This window comes from Candidatus Contubernalis alkalaceticus (assembly GCF_022558445.1).
GTDB lineage: Bacteria > Bacillota > Dethiobacteria > SKNC01 > SKNC01 > Contubernalis > Contubernalis alkaliaceticus.
Genome location: NZ_CP054699.1, coordinates 1 through 17,476, shown reverse-complemented (window position 1 = coordinate 17,476; position 17,476 = coordinate 1). Strand labels below are relative to the sequence as shown.

General features: G+C 40.1%; 13 protein-coding genes and 1 other annotated feature. All 13 genes read right to left on the bottom strand.

The features are described from left to right. Window positions 1-4: 4 nt before the first annotated feature. The 13 genes from ilvC to dnaA all read right to left on the bottom strand — a co-directional run bounded on the left by ilvC (window position 5) and on the right by dnaA (window position 17,209). Window positions 5-1,003 (bottom strand): ketol-acid reductoisomerase, encoded by a 999-nt coding sequence (ilvC, locus tag HUE98_RS00065; RefSeq protein ID WP_241421884.1) that lies wholly within the window; start codon window positions 1,001-1,003, stop codon window positions 5-7. After that, complete coding sequence (ilvN, locus tag HUE98_RS00060; RefSeq protein WP_241421883.1) at window positions 996-1,511, bottom strand: acetolactate synthase small subunit; 516 nt, start codon at window positions 1,509-1,511, stop codon at window positions 996-998. The genes ilvC and ilvN overlap by 8 nt, the downstream gene beginning before the upstream one ends. Continuing rightward, window positions 1,508-3,190: a biosynthetic-type acetolactate synthase large subunit gene (ilvB, locus tag HUE98_RS00055; RefSeq protein WP_241421882.1), complete on the bottom strand. Its 1,683-nt coding sequence runs from the start codon at window positions 3,188-3,190 to the stop codon at window positions 1,508-1,510. Before ilvB ends, ilvN begins: the two co-directional genes overlap by 4 nt. A gap of 6 nt (window positions 3,191-3,196) precedes the next feature. Further along, on the bottom strand, window positions 3,197-4,867 hold the full coding sequence (gene ilvD, locus HUE98_RS00050) for a dihydroxy-acid dehydratase (protein ID WP_241421881.1): 1,671 nt from the start codon (window positions 4,865-4,867) through the stop codon (window positions 3,197-3,199). Window positions 4,868-4,923: 56 nt separating this feature from the next. Then, window positions 4,924-5,802 carry a branched-chain-amino-acid transaminase gene (gene ilvE, locus HUE98_RS00045; RefSeq protein ID WP_241421880.1) on the bottom strand — a complete coding sequence of 293 codons (879 nt, stop codon included), beginning with the start codon at window positions 5,800-5,802 and terminating at the stop codon, window positions 4,924-4,926. A 75-nt stretch (window positions 5,803-5,877) separates the two neighbouring features. Further along, window positions 5,878-6,117: a binding site (T-box leader), on the bottom strand. 153 nt (window positions 6,118-6,270) lie between these two features. Next, entirely contained in the window at window positions 6,271-7,770 is a 1,500-nt protein-coding gene (locus HUE98_RS00040) for an oxaloacetate decarboxylase subunit alpha (RefSeq protein WP_241421879.1), read from the bottom strand. 319 nt (window positions 7,771-8,089) lie between these two features. Then, complete coding sequence (gyrA, locus tag HUE98_RS00035; RefSeq protein WP_241421878.1) at window positions 8,090-10,579, bottom strand: DNA gyrase subunit A; 2,490 nt, start codon at window positions 10,577-10,579, stop codon at window positions 8,090-8,092. A 27-nt stretch (window positions 10,580-10,606) separates the two neighbouring features. Next, a complete protein-coding gene (gene gyrB, locus HUE98_RS00030; protein WP_241421877.1) occupies window positions 10,607-12,517 on the bottom strand; it encodes a DNA topoisomerase (ATP-hydrolyzing) subunit B in 1,911 nt (636 codons plus the stop codon). A gap of 33 nt (window positions 12,518-12,550) precedes the next feature. Continuing rightward, window positions 12,551-12,793: an extracellular matrix regulator RemB gene (gene remB, locus HUE98_RS00025; protein WP_241421876.1), complete on the bottom strand. Its 243-nt coding sequence runs from the start codon at window positions 12,791-12,793 to the stop codon at window positions 12,551-12,553. 23 nt (window positions 12,794-12,816) lie between these two features. Beyond that, window positions 12,817-13,389: a DUF721 domain-containing protein gene (locus HUE98_RS00020; RefSeq protein ID WP_241421875.1), complete on the bottom strand. Its 573-nt coding sequence runs from the start codon at window positions 13,387-13,389 to the stop codon at window positions 12,817-12,819. Next, a complete protein-coding gene (gene recF / locus HUE98_RS00015) occupies window positions 13,390-14,493 on the bottom strand; it encodes a DNA replication/repair protein RecF (RefSeq protein ID WP_241421874.1) in 1,104 nt (367 codons plus the stop codon). It abuts the gene before it with no gap. Between the two features lie 21 nt (window positions 14,494-14,514). Continuing rightward, complete coding sequence (gene dnaN / locus HUE98_RS00010; protein WP_241421873.1) at window positions 14,515-15,612, bottom strand: DNA polymerase III subunit beta; 1,098 nt, start codon at window positions 15,610-15,612, stop codon at window positions 14,515-14,517. 247 nt (window positions 15,613-15,859) lie between these two features. Further along, a complete protein-coding gene (gene dnaA, locus HUE98_RS00005; RefSeq protein ID WP_241421872.1) occupies window positions 15,860-17,209 on the bottom strand; it encodes a chromosomal replication initiator protein DnaA in 1,350 nt (449 codons plus the stop codon). Window positions 17,210-17,476 lie beyond the last annotated feature (267 nt).

Sequence of the window (17,476 nt, the reverse complement as noted above, 5' to 3'; positions counted from 1 at the left end):
CCCCCTACTGCTGCTTTTTAATCCAGCTCATCATGTCTCTTAATTTCTGGCCAACTTCTTCAATGGTATGTTCTTCATCCTTCTTGGAAAGGGCATTGAACACCGGTCGATTAGCCTGGTTTTCCAGAATCCAGTTCTTGGCAAATTCGCCGCTCTGTATTTCCTCCAGAATTTTTTTCATTTCTTGACGAGTATCCTGATTAATAATACGGGGGCCGCTTACCAGGTCACCGTATTGGGCAGTATCACTGATGGAATACCTCATCCAGGAGATTCCCCCTTCATACATCAGGTCCACAATCAGCTTCAATTCATGCAGACATTCAAAATAAGCAATCTCCGGCTGATAACCGGCTTCAGTCAGAGTATCAAACCCCGCCCTGACCAACTCCGAAACCCCTCCACAGAGCACAGCCTGCTCACCGAAAAGATCCGTCTCCGTTTCTTCTTTAAAGGTTGTCTCAATCACTCCGGCACGGGTACAGCCGATGCCCTTGGCGTAAGCAAGGCCCAGGTCCCGGGCTTTTCCGGAATAATCCTGGTAAACTGCCAATAGGCCCGGGACTCCTCCTCCTTCTTTATACATCCTTCTTACCAGGTGACCTGGACTTTTAGGGGCCACCATGAATACATCTACAAATTCAGGAGGTACAACCTGCCCATAATGAATATTGAATCCGTGGGAAAATACCAGGGCATTTCCTTCCTCCAAATTGGGAGCAATGCTTTCCAGGTAAACTCTCCGCTGCAGCTCGTCATTGATTAAAATCTGTATAATATCTCCTTGCCGGGCACCTTCTGCCGCAGGCAGAACCGTAAACCCATCAGCTTCCGCCTTCTTCCAGGCGGAAGAGTCCGGCAGTTCACAAACCACCACATCAATCCCAGATTCTCTAAGGTTTTGGGCCTGGGCATGACCCTGGCTGCCGTAGCCTATGATAACTACTTTTTTCCCCTGCAGCATCTTAAGATCAGCATTTTCATCATAATACATTTTAACCATTTTTTCTACCCTCTCCATTCATTTTAATGTATTTAACACCCCGCATCAGCGAAATCTTTCCTGTACGAGCCAGTTCCTGGATTCCAAAATGCCGAAGCAGGAGTTCAAAAGCCTTAAGTTTTTCCACGTCCCCGGTAACCTCCACAATAAGGGAATCCAGAGAAACGTCCACAATTTTCGCCCTAAAGGTCTCTGCCAGCTGAGTCAACTCCGCCCGCATATGGGGCTCAGCCTTCACTTTAATCAGGGCCAGTTCTCGATTAACCGTAGATTCATTGGTAAGGTTGCTGATTTTCACCACATCCACCAGCTTATTCAGCTGCTTTATCACCTGCTCAATGATATTCTCATCCCCCTCAACCAGAATGGTCATGCGGGACAATTCAGGCACCTCAGTTTCCCCAACAGCAATACTGTCAATATTAAAGCCCCTCCGGTTGAAGAGCCCGGCTACCCGGGTTAAAACACCAGGTTTATTTTCCACGATAACTGCTAAAACGTGTTTCATTCTTTACCGCCTCCTCTTAAAATCTGGTCAATGGGGCTGGCCGGCGGAACCATAGGGTAAACGTTTTCCTCTTCAACTACTAAGAAATCCATAACTACTGGTTTATCTTTAATTTCCATAGCTCTCTTTAGAGCGGGCAAAACTTCTTCCGCCTTTCTAATACGGATCCCCACCGCACCATAAGCCTCTGCCAGCTTCACAAAATCTGGACCAGAAGCCAAGGAAGTAGAGGAATAACGGTGATTATAAAACAGCTCCTGCCACTGACGCACCATCCCTAAAAAGCGGTTATTAATGATGGCAACTTTAATGGGAAGCTTGTTTTCCACAGCTGTAGCCAGTTCTTGGGAATTCATCTGTATACTGCCGTCCCCGGCAACCAAAAACACCGTCTCCTCTGGACAGCCAATCTGAGCCCCTATGGCCGCGGGCAATCCGTAACCCATGGTCCCCAGGCCTCCGGAAGAAATAATGCTCCGTGGTTTCTCAAAGGAAAAATATTGAGCAGTCCACATCTGATGCTGTCCTACATCAGTGGCGATAATAGCATTACCGCCGGTTATTTTGTTAATCTGTTCAATTACATACTGGGGCTTCAGTTCCTGCTCAGCGCAGTCATAACACAGGGGATACTGCCCTTTCCATTCTTCTATTTTGGCGATCCAATCTCCGGTATCGCATTTTTGTGCTTTCTTTATCATCTGAGTCAATACCCGCTTAATATCCCCTACAATGGGAACATTTACTGCAATATTTTTTCCAATCTCCGCCGGGTCTATGTCAATATGAATTACTTTAGCCCCGGCAGCAAAGTGTTCCAGTTTACCCGTCACCCGATCATCAAAACGCATGCCAATAGCAATAAACAAATCCGACTGGGTAACGGCATAGTTAGCATATACCGTTCCGTGCATCCCCAGCATCCCTAAAGACAGGGGATGAGTTCGAGGAAAACTGCCTAATCCCATCAGTGTATTAGTCACCGGTATTTGATTTATTTCTGCCAGCTTTAAAAGTTCCTGTTGAGCATTGGAAATCAGCACCCCGCCCCCGGCACAAATCACAGGACGTCGGGCCTCCTTCATTACCCTGATGGCCCGGTTAATCTGTCCGCCGTGGCCGCTGTAGGTGGGTTTGTATCCTCTCATCTCTACCCGCTCCGGATATTTAAAAACCCCTTCTGCAGTAAAAATATCTCGGGGTATATCAATCAGCACCGGCCCCGGCCTGCCGGTGGAGGCGATATAAAAGGCTTCCTTAATAATCGTTGCAATCTCCCGAATATCTTTAACTAAATAGTTATGCTTGGTAATAGGCATAGTGATCCCGGTAATATCTGCCTCCTGAAAAGCATCGGTGCCAATCAGAGGAAGGGGCACCTGCCCGGTCAAAGCTACCAATGGCACAGAATCCATATAAGCATTGGCGATTCCCGTAACCAGGTTTGTCGCCCCCGGGCCGGAGGTGGCAATGCAGACCCCCGTCTTTCCCGTGGCCCTGGCATAACCGTCAGCAGCATGGATCCCTCCCTGCTCGTGACGGGGCATAATATGACGGATATCCGCATCATAAATAGCATCATAAAGGGGTAGTACCTGTCCCCCGGGATAACCAAAGATGACCTCTACATTTTCCTGTTTCAGGGCTTCAATAACCATTTGTGCACCCGTCATCTTCATAATAATTTATTTCACCTCACTTTTAAAAATTGCCCCCTGATCCGCAGAGCTTACCATCCGGCTGTACCGGCCCAAGTATCCCTTTTGGTACTTTGGGGGTGGAAGTTCTATTTGTTTTAAACGATTTTCTAAATCTTCAGAACTCAAATCTATCTCCAATAAACGTTCAGGTATATTTATCCTAATCAGGTCCCCCTCCCGAACAGCGGCGATGGGGCCCCTTTCCATGGCTTCAGGAGAAATATGGCCTATGGATGCCCCCCGGGTAGCCCCGGAAAACCTGCCATCAGTAATCAGCGAAACCTCTTTATCTAGACCCATCCCCGCAACCGCTGCCGTAGGGCTGAGCATCTCCCGCATTCCGGGGCCCCCCTTGGGACCCTCAAAGCGGATAACAATTACCTCACCAGAATTGATTTTCCCTCCTAAAATGGCCTCCGAAGCCTCTTCTTCGCTGTCAAACACCCGGGCTTTACCCTGATGCGTCATCATACTTGGATCTACCGCACCCTGTTTGACCACCGCACCCTGCGGGGCCAGATTACCCCAAAGGATAGCAATCCCTCCGTTAATGCTATAAGGATCTTCAACACTGCGGATAACTTCCCGATCCAGCACCCGAACATCTTTAACATTATCCTTCACCGACTGCCCGGTAACCGTCAAGGCTGACCCTTGAATCAGCTGGTTTTCCACCAATTCTTTCAGCAGTGCCTGAATCCCCCCGGCCTCTCTCAAATCCTGAATATGGTGAGACCCTGCAGGGCTAAGTTTGCACAACTGAGGAGTGCGGGAACTAATTTCGTCTATTATTTTCAAGTCCATCTCCACCTGGGCCTCATAAGCGATGGCCGGAAGGTGCAGAACCGTGTTGGTAGAACAACCCAGAGCCATGTCCACCGCCAGGGCATTCTCGAACCCCTGTGGGTTCATAATGTCCAAGGGTAAAATCTCTTTTTCCAACAGCTCCATAACTTTCATGCCCGTCTGTTTGGCCAACCGAATCCGAGCGGCCTCCACCGCCAAAAAAGTGCCGTTACCCGGCAGTCCCATTCCCAGAGCTTCCGTAAGGCAGTTCATAGAATTGGCCGTAAACATACCGGCACAGGAACCGCAGCCGGGACAGGCGCAATCCTCCAGCTCTTCTAAATCCTGAAGAGACATGCGTCCCGCCTTCACCGAGCCCACCGCCTCAAAAACATTAGCTAAATCTACCGCTTTCCCCCGGAAATTGCCGGCCATCATGGGTCCTCCGCTAACAAAAATAGATGGAATATTCAGCCGGGCACAGGCCATCAACATACCCGGAATGATTTTATCACAGTTGGGTATGAACACCAGGGCGTCAAAACCATGAGCCATGACCATAATCTCTATGGAATCGGCAATAATTTCCCGGCTGGCCAGAGAATAATGCATCCCCTCATGATTCATGGCAATTCCATCACAAACCCCAATTGTAGAAAATTCCATAGGAGTGCCGCCAGCCATATAAACACCGGCTTTTACGGCTTTTGCAATCTGATCCAGATGAAAATGTCCAGGAATAATCTCGTTGGCTGAGTTCACCACCCCCACCAGGGGACGTTTTAGTTCCTCATTAGTATATCCCATAGCCTTAAATAAGGATCGGTGAGGGGCTCTCTCTATCCCTTTTTTAACCTGCTGGCTGCGCAATTTATACACTCTCCCATCTTAGATTTCTATTTATCAGATTATAAATTGTCAAGATATTATGGATAAACCGGCGTACCATTGCTCAATACATACTTGTGAAAGGTTTTCATAATATTACAGGTAATTTCTCCGGGCCTGCCTTCTCCTATGATCCGCCCGTCTACATCAATAACGGGAATTACTTCAGCAGCAGTGCCGGTGAGAAAACATTCCGAGGCAATATATAGATCATGACGGGTAAAAGGCTGTTCTAAAACCGTATATCCCATTTCCTGGGCCAGTTCCATAACACACTCCCGGGTAATGCCCTCCAGCGCACCCACATAGGTAGGAGGTGTAATAATTTTACCCCGGCGTACGATAAATATATTGTCCCCCGAACCCTCAGTGATATAACCGGAGTTGTTGAACATGATAGCCTCCAGGACTCCTGCCTGGTTAGCCTCTATTTTTACAAGAATATTATTTAGATAGTTTAAGGACTTAACTTTTGGATCCAGAGCATCGGGAATGTTACGTCGGGTAGCAACGGTTACCACCTTTAATCCCTTTTCATAGTGCTCTTTGGGGAAAATTGATATTTTGCTGGCAATAATCACAATGGTGGACTTAGGACATTTCCTGGGATCCAGTCCCAAATCTCCTACCCCCCGGGATACCACAATACGAATATAAGCATCCTGTAGATTATTAATAGCCACAGTTTTTAAGACCGCCGCCTCCAGCTCCTCTATGTTTAAATAAATCTCCAACATAATGGACTTGGCCGATTCATAGAGCCGAATTAGATGTTCCGTCAATTTAAAAACCCTGCCGTTATAAACCCTAATTCCCTCAAAAACACCATCCCCGTAAAGATATCCGTGGTCAAAAACAGATACTTTTGCTTCCTCCTGGGGCACTAAATTTCCATCAAGATAAATAAGCTCTTTCACCGTAACACCTCCGCATATTAATTTAACAAGTTTAAATAAAAAAATAAATAAATAAATAAACCTTTCGCCCAAATTGTAAGGGACGAAAGGTATACTTCCGCGGTACCACCCTTATCACCTTAAAATCAAGCTCTTAAGGCGCCTTGTTTTAACCTAAGATAACGGAATTACCGGCACCGCTTAATAGTAACTGCAAGGTTCAGCGGGCAGCTCCGGGGTGACTTCGAACCGGGGCGGGGATACCGGAATCTCAGCTGCATCCGGCTCTCTAGAATCCTTCACCTGTGGCCTACTTATCCCCATCATCACTTTTAATATTATGTGAATCAAGAGCGGGTATATAAAATATTTTTAAAAAATGCCTCTGCGTCAGCTTTAACTGACGCCAGAGGCCTTTTAGAAACAAATTTGTTTAATTATAACTAAAATCAGGTTTTTTGTCAACCGAAAAACCTGTTTAAAAAGGGCTTAAACGGGATAACCCACCACTGTTCCCTCCTGGTTTTTAACAGCCAAAGAAGGATCCACAGCTCCAATTTTATTAAGATCTAATTTCAGGTCTTTTTGGGTTTTATCCTCTTTCAACTCATCTTTTTTAGCCTGAGCCGCTGCCAGGGAAGGTTCCAGCCCTTTGCGCCTTTTAAAGAAAGGTTCCGCCACTTGAGGAAATATTGCGTAAGAGATAGCATCCTCTTCTTTTTCCATCAAATGCTTAATATTTTCTTTAGCCTTTTCCATCTCTGGTGGCAAAGTATTGGCAGGCCGTTGGGTGATAATCTCTTCATTTTTCAGAACTTTCTTCTGCAGGTCTGCATTCATGGGCGCTGGAGGCTGACCGTAAAGGCCTTTTAGATAATTCCTCACTTCTGTGGAAACCATCTTATACCGCTCTCCTAAAAGCACATTCACCACCGCCTGGGTCCCCACAATCTGACTGGAGGGAGTGACCAAAGGAGGAAAGCCCAAATCTTCTCTTACTCGGGGAACTTCCTCTAAAACCTTGGGCAGCAGATGGGTAGCATTTTGTTCCGCCAGCTGGGACACTAAATTGGAAATCATACCGCCGGGCACCTGGTAAAGCAGCACGTTGGTATCTACCCCCAGGGCAACTCCCGTGGGAATAGTATAATTATCTCTAATACCCTTAAAATATTCGCTGACCTCAAGCAGTAGTTCCTGGTTCAGGCCGGTATCAAAAGCAGTATCCTTCAACGCCGTGACAAAAGTATCTGTTGGCGGCTGAGAGGTTCCCAGGGAAAGAGGTGACGTTGCAGTATCCACCACATCTACTCCCGCCTCAATAGCTTTCAAGTATGCCATGGAGGCCATCCCACTGGTATAATGACAATGCAGCTGAATGGGAATATCTACCGCTTTTTTTAATTGACTCACCAACTCATAAGCATCATAAGGGGAAATTAATCCCGCCATATCCTTAATGCAGAAGGAATCTGCCCCCATCTCCGCCAGTCTTTTGGCAATATCCACAAAGTGAGGTATGTTATGAAACGGACTGATTGTGTAACTGACCGTAGCCTGAGCATGGAGGCCCACTCTTTTAGTAGCCTCCATCGCTTTTTCCATATTTCTAAGATCATTTAAAGCGTCAAAAATCCGTATTATATCCATACCACAATCAGCAGTATTTTGAACAAAAGCATCTACAACATCGTCAGCATAATGCCGGTAGCCTAACAAATTCTGTGCCCTAAGAAGCATCTGTATTTTCGTCTTCTTCAGGTATTTTCTTAAAACCCTCAAGCGATCCCAGGGATCTTCATCTAAAAAACGCATGCAGGTATCAAAGGTGGCCCCTCCCCATACTTCCAGGGAATGGTAACCAACTTCATCCATAACTTCTAAAATAGGGATCATCTCTTCAATTTTCATACGGGTAGCCATCAAGGACTGATGGGCGTCCCTTAAAGTAGTATCAGTAATTCCAACCTTTTTCTTTTCCTGTGTCATGTTTTTAATTTATCCCTCCCTCTATTTTTCGATAATTGTTTTCTCTGCCGGAAAAGCGAATGTTCTTAAATCAATTACAATACAAGAACTATCCTTACCGGCTTCACTAAAATTTTTTACCTAACTATTATTAGTATTACCCATTTTATAATGAAATGGCATTTTTTTAAAGTACTTTTTTCACAAATATCTCATAATGTAACTACAATATAATTTTTTGTTACTATTCACAAATACTTTATCCTAACTTAGGTTAAATAATTTGCAGCTTTTTTAAAGTATAAAAATAAGACAGGAGGGCCATCCTCCTGTCTTATTTTTATACTCCGTTTTCCCGTTGGTTTGGACTAATACTTTCGGGGCTAACCATTTCAGCGCCCCCGCTCTTTGCCGGAACCCGGGCCAGGGAAACAACACGATCCCCTGTATCTAACTTAATCAATGTAACTCCCTGGGCATAACGGCTAATCATGGAAATTTCACTAATCTGCTGCCGAATAATAATTCCGTTGGCAGTTATTAACATCAACTCATCTCCAGATTGTACCCCCCTGAAACCTACCAAAGGACCGGTGCGTGGGGTAACTTTCAAGGTGTATATTCCTTTGCCTCCCCTTTTCTGCAGCCGGTATTCCTCCACTGCGGTTCTCTTTCCAAAACCTTTTTCCGACACCACCAGTATATCCCGTTCCGGACAGACCACCTGCATTCCAATAACTAAATCTTCCGGGGAAAGAGTGATTCCTTTAACTCCCCGGGCAGCTCTCCCCATGGTCCTGACATCACTTTCCTGAAATCTTATACTCAAACCCCTAGTAGTAGCTAAAAGTATTTCCCGACTACCGTCGGTCATCCTTGCTCCGATCAGTTCATCATCACTTTCCAGGGTAAGAGCAATGAGCCCCCCCTTGCGGGCTCTTTGATATTCAATTAAGCGGGTCTTTTTAACATAACCTTTTTTGGTACCAAAGAATAAAAAGTCTTCTTTAGTAAATTTCCGTATAGGAATAACTGTGGTGATAAATTCACCCCTGTCCAGAGACAGCAGATTGATCATATTTGTTCCCTTGGCCTGCCTTCCCGCCTCAGGAATCTCGTATACTTTAAGACGATAAAGTTTTCCATGATTACTGATACACAACAGGTTGTGATGGGTAGAAGTGATGAATATTTGTTCTACAAAATCATCATCTTTGGTCCCCATTCCGGTAATTCCCCGGCCCCCTCTTCTTTGACTACGATAGGTAGTCAAAGGCAGCCGCTTTATATAACCCTGATGTGTAAGAGTGATCACTGCGTCCTCCACAGCAATTAAGTCTTCCACATGAAGTTCTTCCTCCCGAGGCATTATTTTCGTCCTCCGGGGGTCAGAAAATTTCTTCTTTACTTCTAGTAATTCAGTCCTAATAATCTGGAATATAAGCCTTTCATTATTTAAAACTTCCTGTAGGTAAGCAATCTTTTTAATCAGCTCCAGGTATTCTGCCTCCAGCTTTTCCCGTTCTAAACCGGTTAGCTTTTGTAAGCGCATGTCCAAAATAGCCTGAGCCTGTTTTTCCGTTAATTTAAAATTACTGATCAATCCTTTTCTGGCTTCATCCACCGTTTTGGACTGCCTGATTAGTTTAATCACTGCATCTAAATTGCTAAGAGCAATGCGCAGTCCCTCCAGGATATGAGCCCTGGCTTCTGCTTTCCGTAAATCAAACCTGGTACGCCGGGTTACAACCTCTTTTTGGTGTTTTAGATACTCTTTTAACACCTGCCTTAGAGAAAGCACCCGGGGCTGACCGTCTACCAGAGCCAGCATAATCACCCCAAAAGTCTGTTCCAGTTGGGTATATTTAAAAAGCTTATTTAAAATAACCTGAGGTATAACATCCTTCCTAAGGTCAATAATCACCCTCATGCCGGTGCGATCGGATTCATCCCCCAGATCTGTAATTCCCTCAATTTTTTTGGTTCTAACCAAATCAGCAATAGTTTCTACCAGACGGGCCTTGTTTACTTGATAGGGAAGTTCCGTCACCGTTATCCTGGTTTTATCCCCCTTCAGCGGCTCAATGGTAGTTTTAGCCCTCATTTTAATAATACCCCTACCGGTACGGTAAGCAGATTCAATGCCTCCTTGACCCAGAATCAAACCCCCGGTGGGAAAATCCGGGCCCTTAATAATCTTGGACAAAGCGGTTCCATCTACATCGGGATCATCGATTATGCTTATTAGACCATCTATTACCTCTCCCAAATTATGGGGTGGAATATTAGTAGCCATACCTACAGCAATTCCTGAAGATCCATTTACCAGTAGATTAGGAAATCTAGCGGGCAGCACAACCGGCTCCTCCAGGCTGTCATCAAAATTAGGCCGATAATCTATGGTATCCTTATCTATATCGATGAGCATCTGTTCTGCTATTTTAGCCATCCTAACCTCCGTATAACGCATGGCCGCAGCAGAATCACCATCCACGCTTCCGAAGTTACCGTGTCCATCCGCAAGAGGATATCGGGAAGAAAAATCCTGGGCCATTCTCACCATAGCTTCATAAACCGCAACATCTCCATGGGGATGGTATTTACCCAAAACTTCTCCCACCAGCCTGGCAGATTTTTTATGGGGCTTGTCAGGATTAAGGCCCAATTCATGCATAGCGTATAATATTCTACGATGCACCGGTTTTAGACCATCCCTGACATCCGGCAGTGCCCGGCTGACAATAACACTCATGGCGTAATCCATAAAAGAGTTTTTCACTTCATCCTGAATATTAATATTTACAATTTTTCCGTGGGTGTACTCATCCATTGACAATTTCTCCTATCAAAAGAAAATTTAAATGTCCAGATTTCGAACATCATGGGCATGCTCTTCTATAAACTGCCGACGGGGTTCTACCTTATCCCCCATCAATATAGAAAAAATGTTGTCTGCCTCAATGGCGTCCATCAAATTTACCTGCAGAATGGTCCGGGTTTCCGGATTCATGGTAGTATCCCACAACTGTATGGGATTCATCTCCCCCAGGCCTTTATAACGCTGCAGTGAATAACCATTTCTTCCCACCTTGTTATAAAAACCCTCCAGTTGATGATCGGTATAAAAATATTGTTCTTCTTTGCCTTTTTTCACCTTAAAAAGAGGTGGTTGAGCAATATAAATGTACCCCGCTTCAATAAGAGATTTCATATAACGATAAAAGAAAGTTAAAAGCAGTATACGTATATGAGAACCATCTACATCTGCATCGGTCATAATAATAATTTTATGGTACCGGGCTTTTTTTAAATCAAAATCCTCACTTATTCCGGTCCCCAGGGCTGTAATAATTGTCCTAATCTCATTGTTAGACAGAATCTTATCCAGCCTGGCTTTCTCTACATTCAAAATCTTACCCCTCAATGGAAGGATAGCCTGAAATCTCCGGTCCCTTCCCTGTTTTGCCGAACCACCCGCCGAATCCCCCTCCACCAGATACAGTTCACTGATAGAAGGATCCCTGGATGAACAGTCGGCCAGTTTTCCAGGAAGGTTAGTTATTTCTAATGCATTTTTCCGTCGTGTCAATTCCCGGGCTTTTTTAGCTGCTTCTCGGGCCCTATAAGCATATAATGATTTTTCTACAATCTTCTTAGCAATGGTTGGATTTTCTTCAAGATAGTGTCCCATTTCTTTATAGATTAAAGAATCAACAATACCCCTTACTTCCGGATTGCCAAGTTTTGTTTTAGTCTGACCTTCAAACTGTGGATCTCTTATTTTAACACTGATTACTGCGGCTATTCCTTCTCTAATATCCTCTCCCGACAGATTACTTTCACTGTCTTTTAGAAGATTGTATTTTCGTGCGTAATCATTAATCAAACGGGTTAAAGAAGATTTAAAGCCAAACTCGTGACTGCCTCCTTCATAGGTATGGATGTTATTGGCAAAGGAATAAATCAGCTCATTATAACCCGTATGGTATTGAATTGCCAGCTCCAGTTCACAATCCTTTAAAGTTCGGTTAAAATAAATGGGTTCTTTATGTACAACGTCCTTGGCACGGTTCAGATAACTAATAAAAGATTTTATTCCCCCTTCATAACAGAAAACCTCTTCTCTTACTTGTTCCTGTCGTTCATCCCGAAGAGTAACCTTAAGTCCTTTATTCAAAAAAGCTAGCTCTCTCAACCGTTGGGTTAAATAATCGAAATCAAAGATTACCTCTTCAAATATGTTACTATCCGCTAAAAAACTTATCCTGGTACCGTTTTCCGCAGTACTGCCGGTCTTTTTAAGTTTTGTAACAGGTTTACCCCTTTGATACTGCTGAGAATAAATTCCGCCATCTCTTTTAATCTCAACTTCCAAAAATTCCGACAGAGCATTTACCACCGACAATCCTACCCCATGCAAACCTCCAGAAACTTTATAACCCTCTCCACCAAACTTCCCACCGGCATGAAGCAGTGTCAAAACTACTTCTACGGCGGGAAGATTCATTTTAGGATGAATTTTTACCGGGATACCTCTTCCGTCATCTATAACGGTTATATAGTTTCCCTCTTGAATGATTACCATTATTTCTTTACAATAACCTGCTGAAGCTTCGTCCACACTATTATCCACAACCTCAAAAACCAGGTGGTGAAGTCCTTTCTTACCTGTTGAACCAATATACATGCCAGGCCTTTTACGCACCGCTTCTAAGCCTTCTAAAATCTGAATCTGATTTACATCATATCGATTGTTTTCATTAGACATTTTATGCAGCCTCCCTTCTTTAAAAAAACTTTGCTATTTTGAAATTAATGCTACCCTCTTTTTTAAAGTGGTAGGTGCAATAGAAGAATAATAAATTTTATCGGCAGTAACAATAAATGACTTGGCCTCTTCCTTATCAGAGGTAACTACAACGTTTTTTATTTCTTTTGATTGAAGGAATTCCTTAGTACTGCTGCAGGAAATTAAATTTAAATTAAATATTCCTAAAATATCCGCTAAAGGCACCACATAAGAATTACCAATATGCAAATACATATTATTTCCTCCTGTTTAACATATTATTTTTTAATTAGACATACAGGGCATTTTTTTTGCATTTCTCCAGGATAAAAAAGAGCTCCACAATCCATACATTCATACCAGCCCTGTTCTTTTTTTAAAGAAGATTCTTTTGCAAATTTAATCATCATATTTTGAATTTTCTCTTTAAAATAAATATCTTTCAGCTCTTTTACCGTCTCTTCAATTTTTATTGTTTCCTCCACAACTAAAGTAATATTATTATAATCCGGCTGTAGCTGAACCTCATTTTTATCGATTTCTTTTTTTTCAATCTTACTATGGGCCAAAGGACTCACTTTAAAATAAATATCTTTAATAAGAGCTTCTCCTATTTTATGATTTAACTTATTTAATAAGCTGGATTTAAAAAAACTTAAATGTTGTGACCAATGGGAATTTTTAACATATACAAAGAGGACGCCTCCTTTTATCTCCCCTAATCGAGTATGTTCCATAACCTGGGGCCCCGCAGCTTCTTCCCAATGACAGAGAGCCATTTCCTCTTTTATTCTTTTAGAAAAACCCATTTTATTTATAGTTTTTTTTAAACATAAATCTAATTTTTCCATTTACACTTTTATATCTCCCTGATTGATTCTAAACAACTTGACCGGTATATTAACATTTTTTAACCTCTGCTCATTCATGGTACCGGTAATAAATGTTTGAATTCCTTTTTTTATTTCTTGCACCAAAAAGCTTTTTCTGCTGTCATCCAATTCAGAAAAAACGTCATCCAATAAAAGTACTGGATATTCTCCACAGTTTCCTTTTACAATTTCTAAAATGGAAAGCTTAAGAGCTAGTATACAGGTTCTCTGCTGACCCTGAGAAGCGTAATTTTTAGCTGATTTTTGATCTATAAAAATGTTTAAATCATCTCTATGTGGACCTATTAAAGTAAATCGGCTTCTTAACTCTTCATTTCTTAATTTTTTTAATTGTTGACTAAAAAAAAATTTTATTTCTTCAATATTGGAAATGTCCTGTAAATCCAAAGATGAAGAATAATCTAGTTTTATATTTTCCCGGTTATTTGTAAGTCTTCTGTAAATTAGACGAGATAAAATAGATATCTGGTGAACCATTTCTAATCTTTTTTTCAATAACAATGATCCTTTATGAATTAACTGCTCATCCCAAAGAGATAAATTCTCTTCTTTTTTATTCCAATTCATATCTAATTTTAACACTTTATTACGCTGGCGTAAAATTTTATAATAATCACTTAAATTTTTTGAATAAACAGAAGAAATTTGGCTAATTTCTCTATCTAAGAAATCCCTTCTTCCTGAAGGCGAACCTTTTATTAAAGTTAAATCATCCGGTGAAAAAATAACTGTTTTAAAATCCTCTGGGATTTTCTTTTGTTCTAAACCGTTAATTTTTATTTTCTTTCTACCTTCATAAGAATTCATAATCATAAGATTATAATTTCCATTTATTGTATTTAAGTCTGCGGAAATATTAAAAAAAGTCTGGTCCCATCGAATCAGCTCTTGATCTTTAAATGTTCGATTTGATTTACCACCAGATAGGTAATAAATAGCTTCCAGTAAATTAGTTTTACCCTGTGCATTATGCCCTAAAAAAATGTTTATATTTGAATCAAAATCAACAACATTTTTTACATAATTTCTAAAATTAATTATTTTTAACCTTTTTATTTGCAAAGGGAAAAACCCCCTGTATATCTAGCTTTTAATAGGTAAAACCAGATAAAGATATGTATCCTGCTGTTCAATGATATTGATTATACAGGGTCCATTGGATTTATTAAAATTTAATTCAATTTTATCCTCTGTTATAATTTTTAAGGGATCAATTAAAAATTTTGAATTCAAATAAATAACTACATCTTCTCCTTTTTTTTCTATTTCCAATTCTTCTTCAACACTTCCCACTTCAGAATTGGCTTTAAAGACTGCTTTTTTTTCACATATTTCAAGTTTAATAATAAAACTGTTTTCTTGAGAAATTAATAAGACCCGCTGCAAACAGTCTAAAAGTGCATTCTTTGAAACAAATACAGATGTACTAAATTCTTTAGGAATAACTCTTTCTACATTGGGATATTTTTCTTCTAAGAGTTTTGAAAAAAATAAGAAATTATCCACTTTAAAAATTATCTGATTATTTTTATCCAATTTAATATTGATATTTTCCTCTGTAAATTTAAACCTAATTAGTTCGTTTAACACTTTTACCGGAACAATAAAATTTGTTTCAATATTTCTCTGATTTTCTATTTTACCTTTTTTAAGGGAAACACGGAAGGAATCTGAGGAAATCAAGGTAAGTTGATTTTCTTTGATAGAAAAATGAATACCGGTTAATGCTGTTTTTCCTTCATCTCCAGAAACACAAAAAAGTGTATGTTTTATCATTTCTTTAAAAAGGTGAGTATTAATAGTCCAATCAAAATCTATATCTAAGTCAGGTAGTTGAGGAAAATCCAGTGGATCTAAGCCTTTTAGTTGAAAATTTACATTATTACAGCTTATTAAAGCGTTAAAAGTATCGTTTACCTCTACGTTGATAACTGAGTCGTTTATTAATCTAACTATCTCTGCTAATTTTGAAGGAAGAACTACAGCACCTTCTCTTTCAGTTTTAACCGGTAAGCTGCAGCGGATACCGGCTTCTAAATTAGTTGCTGATAATTCAAGCTTATCTCCTATACAAGTAATATAAATTCCCTCTAAAGAAGGGATTGTACTGCGCTGTGGAATAATCTTTATGCATGCTTGAAGATAAAAAACTAATTCTGATTGGTTTCCAGAAAATTTCATATTTCCTCCTTATTTTTGGCATAAAACTGTTCTATTATGTATATAATAATAAATTAAAAAGACAGTAATAGTAATAATACCTGTGGATTAGTGGAAAAAACAAATTTAATCAGCTATATACTGAATTTAAGATGTGATTTAAAAAGTGTATAAAAGTCCTTTGAAAAAAAGATATACACAGGGTAATATAAAAAAATATGATTTATAAAATTTTTTGTGTATAAACCAAAATTCATACACAGGTTAATCATAGTTTTTTAACTTTTTGGGTGAGATCCATAATAACTTTGTTTAATTCTTGATCTTCAGATAATTCTTTTACTATTTTTTGATGAGCATGCATTACTGTCGTATGATCTCGTCCTCCAAAATCTCCACCTATTTTGGGAAGAGAAAAATCTGTAAGTTCACGACAAAGGTACATGGCTATCTGTCTTGGATAGGTAACATGTCTGGTTCTTTTTTTTGACTTTAAATCTTCCGTTTTAATTTTAAAATAATCAGCAGTAATTTTTTGAATATGTTCTATATCTAATATTTTTTGTCTTTTTAAAGAAAGAATATCTTTTAAAGCATTTTTAGCAACTTCCAAATCAATTTTTTGACCGGTAAGGGAAGAGTAGGCTACAACTCTTATAAGGGCTCCTTCAATTTCTCTAATGTTTGTGCTGATTACTGTAGCTATATAAGAAACTACGTCATTTGGAAGTTTATAGTTTTCTAAACTTGCTTTTTTTCTAATGATTGCTATTCTAGTTTCTAAGTCAGGAGGTTGAATATCAGTAATTAGGCCCCATTCAAATCGGGAACGTAGTCTGTCCTCCAGGGTAGGAATATCTTTGGGAGGGCGATCGCTGGAAATAGCAATCTGTTTATTATTTTCATGAAGTGCATTAAATGTATGGAAAAACTCTTCTTGAGTTTGTTCCTTTCCTGCTAAAAATTGAATATCGTCAATTAAAAGAATATCTACATTTCTATATTTGTTACGAAACTCTAAAGTACGATTATCTCGAATAGCATTAATAAATTCATTAGTAAATTTTTCTGAGGTAATATAGACAACAACAGTGTTGGGTTTACTTTCTAGTACAAAGTGTCCGATAGCATGTAAAAGATGGGTTTTACCTAATCCAACACCTCCGTACACAAAAAGAGGATTATATGCTTTAGCTGGACATTCAGCAACAGCCAGGGAAGCGGCATGGGCAAAACGATTACCCGTCCCTATTACATATGAATCAAAGGTATATTTTGCATTTAACCAGGTTTTATTACTTTGAAATTGACGATTTGAAAGATTTTTTTGAAAATTATTTTCTTCAGCTTGTGGTTGGTTATCTTTTTCCGTATCTATTACTAACTTAACAGAATAAGTCAAATCAGTTAATGTGTTAATAACAGAATTAATAAGGCTTATATATCGGGTTTCTATAAAATTTTTTGAAAAATCATTGGGAACACTGATAAAAAAAACATTGTCTTGTATAGCCAAGGGTTTAATGGGTTTGATCCAGGTTTCAAAACTGGGTTTATTGAGTTTTTTTTCTATATCTTGAAGTGTTTGCTGCCATATTATGTTAACATCATCTTGCATTTAAAAACCTCCCGTATTTATTAAAAAAATGAAATATATAAACAAAGTTATACACAGCTTATACACACCTGTGGATAATTTATAAAATATCATATAGAATATGATAACAAAATTTACAAGTTTACACAACTAAAATAATTTATAAATAAAGTCAAAAAAACAAGGTAGTCATGGTGTTTTCTGGACTTGACAGGGTGAAAATAAATAATATATAATTGCTTTAGCATTTCAGGGGCATTATAAAAATTTAAGGAGGTGTGGATTGTT